The organism is Massilia genomosp. 1, assembly GCF_011682185.1.
Classification (GTDB): Bacteria; Pseudomonadota; Gammaproteobacteria; order Burkholderiales; family Burkholderiaceae_D; genus Telluria_A; species Telluria_A rubra.
Genome location: NZ_WHJF01000088.1, coordinates 20,893 through 30,498 on the forward strand (window position 1 = coordinate 20,893; position 9,606 = coordinate 30,498).

Annotated in this window: 8 protein-coding genes; all 8 read right to left on the reverse strand. The window is 64.9% G+C overall.

Features of this window, described 5'->3' with window-relative positions:
- Positions 1-88 precede the first annotated feature (88 nt).
- From F1735_RS25360 to nosZ, 8 genes are read right to left on the reverse strand one after another with little or no spacing between them, the layout of a single operon-like run.
- Positions 89-1,129, reverse strand: coding sequence for an FAD:protein FMN transferase (locus F1735_RS25360; RefSeq protein WP_167239515.1), 1,041 nt, complete (start codon positions 1,127-1,129; stop codon positions 89-91).
- 7 nt (positions 1,130-1,136) lie between these two features.
- Entirely contained in the window at positions 1,137-1,571 is a 435-nt protein-coding gene (locus F1735_RS25365; protein WP_167239516.1) for a c-type cytochrome, read from the reverse strand.
- A 32-nt stretch (positions 1,572-1,603) separates the two neighbouring features.
- On the reverse strand, positions 1,604-2,113 hold the full coding sequence (locus F1735_RS25370) for a nitrous oxide reductase accessory protein NosL (RefSeq protein WP_166888250.1): 510 nt from the start codon (positions 2,111-2,113) through the stop codon (positions 1,604-1,606).
- Entirely contained in the window at positions 2,098-2,934 is an 837-nt protein-coding gene (locus tag F1735_RS25375; RefSeq protein WP_187364355.1) for an ABC transporter permease, read from the reverse strand. The genes F1735_RS25370 and F1735_RS25375 overlap by 16 nt, the downstream gene beginning before the upstream one ends.
- Positions 2,918-3,829, reverse strand: a complete 912-nt coding sequence (locus F1735_RS25380; protein WP_222853071.1) for an ABC transporter ATP-binding protein — start codon at positions 3,827-3,829, stop codon at positions 2,918-2,920. The genes F1735_RS25375 and F1735_RS25380 overlap by 17 nt, the downstream gene beginning before the upstream one ends.
- Complete coding sequence (locus F1735_RS25385) at positions 3,819-5,075, reverse strand: nitrous oxide reductase family maturation protein NosD (protein WP_229505956.1); 1,257 nt, start codon at positions 5,073-5,075, stop codon at positions 3,819-3,821. The genes F1735_RS25380 and F1735_RS25385 overlap by 11 nt, the downstream gene beginning before the upstream one ends.
- A complete protein-coding gene (locus F1735_RS25390) occupies positions 5,075-7,270 on the reverse strand; it encodes a 4Fe-4S binding protein (RefSeq protein ID WP_167239518.1) in 2,196 nt (731 codons plus the stop codon). The genes F1735_RS25385 and F1735_RS25390 overlap by 1 nt, the downstream gene beginning before the upstream one ends.
- Before the next feature lie 12 nt (positions 7,271-7,282).
- The gene (gene nosZ, locus F1735_RS25395) at positions 7,283-9,214 is read right to left on the reverse strand and encodes a TAT-dependent nitrous-oxide reductase (protein ID WP_167239519.1); all 1,932 of its coding nucleotides are present in this window, start codon (positions 9,212-9,214) and stop codon (positions 7,283-7,285) included.
- Positions 9,215-9,606 lie beyond the last annotated feature (392 nt).

A 9,606-nucleotide genomic window follows, 5' to 3' on the forward strand; every position in this document is an offset into this window, starting at 1 on the left:
TCAAGCGCGCCGATGTCCAGCCGCATGTTGTCGAATCACTATTCTAGCCGCAAGTAAACTTTCCGATATTTTGATTCCCGCACGGAAACTATTTTGACGCCGCCCCACCCTTCCGCGCCGCCGCCAGGCGCGCGCCCATGGCCGCCGTGGTGTATGCCTTGCCTTGGGCGTCGATCAGCATCACTTCGGCCAGGCCCATCTGCGCGGCCATCGCCTCCCATCCGGCCGGCCCGGTGATGAACATCGGTTTCGAGTTGCCGTCAGAGCGCAGTCCGGCGTCGCTCCCGCCGGCCGTGATGATCGTCACCGAGGCCACCAGGTCGATCGGATAGCCGCTGCGCGGGTCGATGATGTGCGGGTGGCGCTTGCCGTCCTTGAGAAAATAGCGCTGGTAGTCGCCGCTCGTGCCCATCGCTTCGTTGTCGCGCAGGTCCACCTGGGCCAGGGCGCCGCCCGCGCGCGGGTCCTGGATGCCGACCCGCCACGCCCGCCCGCCCGGCTGGCCGATGGCGATCACATTGCCGCCCACGTTGACCAATGCCGCCTCGACCCCGCCCTGGCGCAAGATCAGCGCGGCGCGGTCGAGCGCGTAGCCTTTGGCGTAGCCGCCCAGGTCGATCATGACGGCCTTGTTGGTACTCGAAATCGTGTTGCCCTCATAGCGCAGGTCCGACAGGCGCGGGCGCGCGTCGAGCCAGCGCCGGACATCGGCCGCCGCCGGGGCCTGTGCCGCAATGTCGCTGCTCTGGAAGCCCCACAGGCGGATCAGGCGCCCGATCGCCGGGTTGAACAGGTTGCCGGAGCGGTCCGCCACCACGGTGGCCGATTGCAGCAGGGATACCATCTCGGCGTCGGCGGTAAACGGCTCGCCGCGCGCGATGGCGTCGTTGAGCGAGGTGAGCATGCTCGGCTGCCAGGCATGATATTTGTGATGCAGGCGGTCGAATTCGTTCAGCACCGCGCCGCTGAGCGCGGCGGCGCGTTCGGGCGAACCGCCATAGATGCTGACCTCGACCTTTGTACCGAACACGTGCCCGCGGGTGCGATGCACGACGCCGGGGCGCTGGCACGCGGCCAGCCCCAGCAGGCAAAGCAGCGCCACGATCAGCGTGCGTTGAAAGGCGCGCATCCGGGGTTTATTGCGCCTTGCTGACCATGAAATCGACCACCGACTTGATTTCCTCATCCTTGAGGGCGGCGTTGCCACCGCGCGGCGGCATCATCTTGAAGCCATTCATGGCGCTTGCGTACAGCACCTCGACGCCTTTGGCGATACGCGGCGTCCAGGACGGCTGGTCGCCCAGTTTCGGCGCGCCCATCACCGCTGCCGCGTGGCACGAAGCGCACGAGGCAGTGTAGATCTTTTCGCCGGCGGCCAGCACGGCCGCGCTGGGAGCGGCCGGCGCCGGCGCTGCCGCAGGGGCAGCGGCGGACGGCGGTGCCGGTGCGGGCGTGATGGCGGCGCTCGCCGGGGCGCTCTCAGGCGTGGCGGCGGCGGGAGCCGGCGCCTTGTCGCCGCAAGCGGCCAGCGCGGCCAGCATCAGCAGGGAAAGCAAGGTCGTGTTTTTCATGGTGTTCTTCCAGTCGTTAAAAATGGGGACAATCAATGGCGCATGTCGCCGGCGGCGTGGCCAGTGTCGAGCATGGCCGCCGTGATCTGGCTGTAGGGCAGCACCTTGCCGCCCTCGGCCTTGGCAAAGGCGGCCGCCTGGGCGGGGTCCGAGAAGGAGCCGAAGGTCGGCCCCATCGAGCCCTGCTTCTTGCTGCCGACCACGTACAGCGCATCCTTCGCGGCAATCCAGTGCCCGCTCGGCTTGTCCCACGCCGTCTTGCCCATGTCCTGCACGAATACGCCGGCGATGCGCCGCTTGTGCTCGGGTGCGAGCATCACCGTGAACAACTCCATCAGGTCGCAGTAATAATCGGCCTTGCCCTCGGCATACTGGATCTGCGCCTTGGGACCGGCAAAGTCGAGCAGCACCATGCCGTCCAGCGCGCAGGCGGTGTCGCTGCCCGGCTCCTGGGCGGTGGCGGTGAGAAGCTGCTCGCCGCACGCGGCCAGCAGGCCGGCGGTAGCCAGCGCGGCCAGCAGGCGGCTCATCTTGAAGGACATTTGAAACTCCAGTTGGCAAGCAAGAAGGGCAGCACGACCCAGGCGGCCATGATCGCCAGCAGCGCGGCCGGCTCAGTCAGGCCGCCCGGCATGACGGTGGCCAGTCCGTACAGGCTTTGCGCCTGTTCCGAACTGAAAATATTGAGCAGACGGAACACATCGGCCGGATTGAGCATCAACAACGCCGCGAAGGCATGGCTGCTCAAGCGGCCCTGGCTGAGCACCAGCGCGCCCATCAGCAGCAAGTCGAAAATCAGCACGAAAAAGAACCACAGGCCGATCGCCACGCCGCTGGCGCGCACGCGGTCGAGCGCCAGCACCGACACCAGCATCGAGATGCTCAGGAAAGCCATGCCCATCAAGATGGCGCTGCCCACAAAACCGGCGTAGTGGTAGCCGTCGCGCACGGTCAGCTCGGCCGCCAGCGGCAGCAGGCCGGCGCCGAAGCCGAGCACGGTGGAACTGGCCAGCGCGGCCGACAAGCCGCAATATTTACCCAGCAAAATCTCGAAGCGGGTGATCGGCATCGACAGCATCAGTTCCAGCGAACCGCGCTCGCGCTCGCCCACGATGGCGTCGTAGCCGAGGATGAGCGCGATCAGCGGCACCAGGTAGATCACCAGGCTGACCAGGCTGGCCACGGTGACGTCGATGCTGCGAAAACCCACCTCGCCCTGCTGCGAGGCGCCAAAGTAGGCGATCGCCAGCGCGAACAGGGCGAAGATGAGGGCCACGGCCAGCACCCAGCGGTTGCGGATGCGGTCGCGAAATTCCTTGGCGGCGATCACGCGCACCTGGCCCCATTCAATGCGCGCGTGCATGGTGGCCTCCATAACCGAGGAACAAGTCTTCCAGCGAGGGTTCGCGGATGGTCACATCCAACAGCATCGGGGCCAGCGCGGCCAGCACGGGGGCCTTCTGCGCGGCGGCGCAGGCGATGCTGGCATGGTCGCCATCGATAATGATGGTCAAGCCCGCCAGATGCGCCAGCGCCGGCCCGGCCTTGTCGCCGCCGCCGGGCAAGAGCTGCGCCTCGACGTGCGAGGGCAGCACCTGGCGCGCGCGCAACTCGGCCAGGGTGCCGAGCGCGGCCACCTGGCCAGCGTCGAGGATGAGCAGGCGGTCGACCCGGTCCTCGATTTCGGCCAGGATGTGCGAGGTGATCACGATGGTCGCGCCGCGCCCTTGCGCCTCGCGCAGGATGCTGTAGAAATCGGCGATGCCTTCCGGGTCGAGGCCGTTGGTCGGCTCGTCCAGGAAGATCAATGCCGGGTCGCCCAGCAGCACTTGGGCAAAGCCGAGGCGCTGGCGCATGCCTTTCGAATAGGTATTGAGGCGCCGCCCGGATGCGTCGGCAAGACCCACCCGGCGCAGCACGCGCCCGCATTCGGCCCGCGCCACCTGCTTGAGGTCGGCGAACAGTTGCAGCACTTCCAGGCCGGAGAGGTTGTCGTAGCTGACAAAACTTTCCGGCAGATAGCCGATGCGGCGCCGCACCTGGCGGAACTGCGCGCTCGAGGTTTCCACGCCGCCCACCTTCACCGTGCCGGCGCTGGCCGGCAGCAGGCCGAGCATCAGCTTGAAGAGGGTGCTCTTGCCGGCGCCGTTGTGGCCGATCAGGCCGAACATGTCGCCCTGCTTGACATTCAGGGAGACGTTCCGGATCGCCTCGACCGGGCCGAACGATTTGCTCACGGCGTCGAGTTCAATGGACATGTTTGTCATTCCAGCGTTGCCAGTCAGGATTATTGGGCCGCATGCGCGGATGCCGGTCCACCACGCTGGGCGCGCGCAGCACGGGGAACTGGCGCGCCACGAAGCGCAAGGTGCTTACCGACGGACTGGAGAGGAGCAGCTTGACCAGCGGGTATTGCCAGTTAAGGCGGTCAACCATGTCGTTTGCCTCGTAGGGCAGGTCGCCGGCGCCGTCGCCGCCCTGGTCCCAGCCGTTGTATCCGCTCCAGTAATTGCCGCGCGTGCGGCCCCAGGCGACGTCGCGCGCGGCCACGAACTTGACCGCTTCTTCGTTGCCGATAAAATCGTTGCCATCGACCGCGTTGTTCGACGATCCGGCCGACAGGTGGACGCCGGTGCGGTTGTTGATGACCAGGTTGTTGCGCAGCACGTTGTACTCGGCGTCGTACACGAAAAAGCCGCGCCCGTTGGCCGCGACAATATTGTTTTCGATCACAGAATCCTGGATCGTGCGCAGCATGATGCCGTGGTCCTCGTTGCCCCAGGCGATGTTGTTACGCACCACCAGATTGCGTACTTCCATCAGCGCCAGTCCACCGCGGTTTTGGTAGGACTCATTGTTTTCCCAGGTGCTGTGGTTGGTGTTCATATAGTGGGTGCCGTAGCGCAGGTGGTGGATCTTGTTGCCGCGAAACAGCGCATGGCGCGAGATATCCACATAGATGCCGTCGCGCGCGTAGCTGATGTTGTTGTCGATCACTTCCACGTGGGCGCTGTTGTAGACCTGGATGCCGTTGCCGCGCGCGGCCGATTGCAGGTCGCGCTTGCCGGTGATGGTGTTGCCGCTCAGGGTGGAATGGTCGGACTTGTCGAGGAAGACGCCGAACAGGGTGTAGCTGAGCACGCAGTTGCGCAGCATCAGGCGGTCGAAACCGGGCAGCACATGCACGCCGGCGTTCTGGCGCTCGAGGTCGGCGCCGCTGTCGCGCAGGATCAGGTCGTCGATAGTGACATCGCTGCTGCTTACCCGGATCACGTCGCCGCTGTTCTGGGCGCTGATGGTGGGCCGGCCCTGGCCGCGCAGGGTCAGCGGCTTGTCGATCAGCAGGCGCTCGTTATAGAGGCCGCGCGCGATCAGGATGGTGTCGCCGGCGCTGGCGGCGCGCACGGCGGCGCCGATCGACTCGCCCGCGCGCACTTGCAGCACGGCGGCGCCGGCCGCGCCGGCGCACAGGGCCAGCAGCGCAGCACAGGCAGCGCGCATCATCACGGCGCTTCCCCGGAAGACGCGTCCGCCTTGGCCTTGAGCGCGCCGCGCACCGCATCGAGCGAGATAAAGTAGCCGCCCGCATCGATGGGCGTGAGCGCATCGCCATTCTTGTCGCGCAGCTTGCGTTCCTTGACCAGCGGCGGGCAGGCATGGTCGTCGTAGTACAAGATCATGCAGTCGAGGCACAGCATGCATTCCATCTGGTCGATGCGGCCGGCGCTGTCGATCGCATGCGAGCCGCAGCCGGCGGCGCAGGCGTGGCAAGTCTGGCACTCGGCCTTGCGCTTGAGTCCGAACAGACGGAACTTGCCGGGAATGGCGAGGCCGGCGCCGAGCGGGCACAGATACTTGCAATACGGCCGCTCGCTCAGGAACGACCAGCCGAGAATCGCACCGATGAACACCCAGAACGGCCAGGTACGGTTCCACACGCCAATGATGAAGGTCGTCTTGAACGGCTCCACCTCGGCCAGTTGTTCAGCCATCTCCATGGAATAGAACGACACGCCCAGCAGAAGCGCGAAAATCGCGTATTTAATCCACTTGAGCTTGTCGTGCAAGGGTTTCGGCAGCAGCTTCTGGAAGCGCCCCAGCCCGACCGCCTTAGCCGTGCTCAGCGCCAGTTGCTGCAAGGAGCCGAACGGGCACAGCCAGCCGCAAAACACACCCCTGCCCCACACCAGCACGCTGACGATGATGAACCACCAGAACAGGAAGATGAAGGGGTCGGACAGGAACAATTCCCACTTCCACTGATGCAGCAAGGAATGGAACCACGTCAGCACCTGGGTGATGCTCGGTTGCGCCTTGAGGTAAAAGCCGAGGAACACCACGCTGACCAGCCACAGCACGTGGCGCGGCCGCTCGATCCACGGCTTGTGCTTGCGCCTGGAGGCGCGCACCAGCTTGTCGCGCTGCGAATACATGACTGCGGTAAAGGCCAGCACCAGCAGGAACAGCCCGATCTGGACAGTCTTGCCCTTCCAGATGGCGCGCCAGGTGGCCTCGGGCTGGACGATGTGCGGACGCCCGCCTTCCAGGTAGCGCGCCGGCAACCAGTAAGGTGCGTTGAAGTGGACGAAGGTCTTGGCGCCGCTCTGCGGATCGGCCTTGTTGGCCAGGAACGTCAGCTGCCACGGCCAGGCCGGATTGAAGTTGGCAGAGCGCACGATGAACACGGCCGACTCGGTAAACGCCGGCGCGCCGGGCGCCTGCACGCCGTACAGGTTCAGGTAATCGGTATCGCGGAAGGTAAAGCTTTGCGGGTCCTGGCGCACCTGGATGCGGTCGTAAATGCCGCCGCGCACGAAGCCCGAGCCCTTGAACGAGGCTTCGCCGTTGGCGATGATGAACATGGCCTGCTCGTCGGGTTTCAGGTCCGCCATCAGGCGTTTGTAGACCGGCTCGCCCAGCAGGCTGATGCCGACCGATGGCACGTTCAGGTGGCCGAAATACATGTCGATGTAGGCGGCGTCGCCCGCCAGGCCCACGTCCTTGCGCTGCAAGGGGAAATGCACCACGCTGCCTTCGTCCAGCAATTGCTGCCAGCTCAGGCGCTCGTCGAGCGGCGTGTAGCGCGGCGCGGGCCGCACTTCGCCCTTGAAGATGCCGACCTGGCGCCCGATTTCGTAGGCGCTGCGCGAAATGACCTGGTTTTCGGCGATGACGGTGACGGTGGCGCCGCTGATCGCATCGAGCCCGACGGTGCCGCTGGCTTCATCGCCGTGGCCGATTTCGAGCTTGGCGTCGCCGGCCTTGCCGATGTACTGGCCGATAAATTTGAGCAGGGTCGATTCGTCGATCCCCGCCAGCAGAATCGGTTCGGAATGCTTGAGCACGCGCACCCCGGTGATGATGCCGCGCGTATCCATGCCGATCAGGGTGACGATCGGTTTACCGGAATACGCGGGAATGTCGACCACGTCGGTCGACAGGAAAACATAGCCGACCACGCGCTCGGTCATGTCCGCCGCGACGGCGATGCCTTCGACATAGCTCGGCCGGCCCTTGCGGACCGAAAACTTCTGCGCCTGCGGCATCACATCGCGGCAAGGCGCCTCGGCGCACAGGTCCGGGCCATGCAGCAGTTGCTGCGACAGCTCGGCCGAGTACACCGAGGCGCGCGCCGGCCCCGCCGCCGCCAACAACAGCAGCAGGCCGAACAGGCGCAGGATGACGTGTACGGCGCGCATCGGTGGCAAGGCTTACGCTTCGACCAGCACGCGGCTGCGCATTTCCAGGTGCAGCGCGTGGCAGAAGTGGGTACAGTACATCCAGTAGGCCCCTGCCCGGTCGGCCTTGAAGGTGACCGACTTGGTTTCCTGCGGATTGACGATAAAGTTGATGTTAAACGTCGGAAGCGCGCAACCGTGGGTCAGGTCTTCCACCTTGTCGTAGTTGGTCAGGGTCAAGGTGACTTCGTCGCCCACCTTGAGCTTAATGACCGGCATGCTGAACGCCGGGGCCTGCGACATCAGGCGCACCTGCACCTTGTTGCCCTTGCGCTCGATGCCGGCGGTTTCCGGCGTGACCGCATTCGGGAAGTCGGTCATGGTGTGGATCTGGCGCGTCTTGACCACATCGCGGCGCACGATGATGCCGTCGTGCGGTTCCGGATACGCCGTATGGTCGGCCATCAAGCTCATCTTGGCGCCGCTGATATCGATCAGCTGCTCGGTTTCGCAATGCAGCGGGCCGACCGGCAGGAAACGGTCTTTCGAGAACTTGTTGCCCGAGTTGAAATACTTGCCGTCCGCTTCCTTGGTTTCGCCCATCGACGCATAGCCGTGACCGGGCTGGTAATGCACGTCGATACGGTCGAGCACCACCTTGGCCGCCTTGTCGCCCTTGAACTGGGCAATCGACGCGTCCACGTTCCACTTGACGACGGCGCTGTCGAGGAACAGCGAGGTAAAGGCATTGCCCTTGCCATCGAAGGCGGTATGCAAAGGTCCCAGGCCCAGTTCCGGCTCGGCCACCACGCAGTCGCGCGGCAGCTTGACATCGCCGCCGAACCAGCCGTGTACCTTGCTCAGTTCGATCACGGTGGCGGTTGGCGACAATTTGCCTGCACACACGAAATACTTGCCATCCGGGCTGGCGTTGACGCCATGCGGATTCTTACCGACCGGCACGTAGCAGGTCAACGCGGTGGCGGGGTTGTCGTTGGCGGCCTTGCGCCCGTCCACCACCGGTACCTTGGAACTGCCGATGGTGGTGGCCTTGCCATCCTTGATGGCTTGCTCGATCCGGGCCACGTTGAAGAAGATGCAGGCGTCGCGTTCGGCCGACATCATGCCCGCCAGGTCCGCGCCGCCCTCGGTGTTGTACTGGGTGGCGGCGGCCAGCTTGCCGTCGTAGGAGGACGCGACCAGCTCCATGTTGCCGTCGATCCGGCACTGCCAGCGCACTTCCATGCTGGCCGCGTCGACGCAGGTGAACAGGCAGCCCCACTTGGTCGGATCGTCCAGGTCGCGTCCGTCGTTCGGCAGCGGCATGTGGAATTCGGTGCCGCAAAAGACGCGCGTGGTGTAGTTGATGGCCGGATCGACCGGGTCGCGCTTGTCCGGGAAAATGCCGTGGAAGCCCATCACGTTCGGCAGGCTGGTGATCTTGTCGCACTCCATCGTATCCATGCGGATGCGGGCCAGGCGCGCGTTGATCTTGTCGTTGACGAACAGCCAGCGGCTGTCGTAGGTGCCGTCCTTGTAGCTGCCGTGTACGTGGTGGGTATCGCCGGTGGTGTATTGCAGGCTGCCATCGGGCTTGGTGCCGATGATCGCCTTCGATTCGTTGGTGATGCCCCAGCCGACCATGCAATCGGTATTGAAGACCGGGATGCGTTTCAGGGTGCGGCCCGACGGCAGGCCCAGTACGCGCACTTCGCCGCCGTGGCCGGCGCTGATGAAGGCGTAGTAGGTGTCGAGCTGGCCGGGTTTGATGTGTTCGCCGCTGTCGGCGGCTTTGGCCGGTGTCGCCGGTCCGGCGGCCTTGCCTGGCGCGGCCTCTTCCTTGCATCCCGTCAGTCCGATGGTGGCGCCTGCGGTGGCCAGGCCCGCCAGGGCGCTCTTGCCGAGGAAATCGCGGCGGCTGCCGGCTGGGGCGGGGCTGGTCGTTGCTGGGCTGTTCTTCTTCATGTTGTACTCTCCGGTTCTGGGCAAGGGGGAACGCTCCCCCGTATCAATCGCTGATGCGCGTCGACTTGTGGGAAACGTATGCCGACTGGATAAGTGTAAGGACCAGACCCGACAGTGCCTATGGGCATGACGGGCGAATGGAAACAGGAAAAGGCGTATTGGGAGTACGCCTTAATAACTATGGCGTGTGGAGTGCAACAGGCGTATGTACGGACGACAATAGGCCCGGGGACCTTTTTGCAATTTGTCGTGAAACACTGGCGGTGTAACCGTTCACGTCCCGGACGGAATCGGCGGCAGCGAGGGTGTGGCGACGCCCTTTCTGGCGGCGGCGATCACAGTGGCGATGTAGACCCAGGAGGAAACGGCCCGCTTGCGGCAAGTCTCGATGA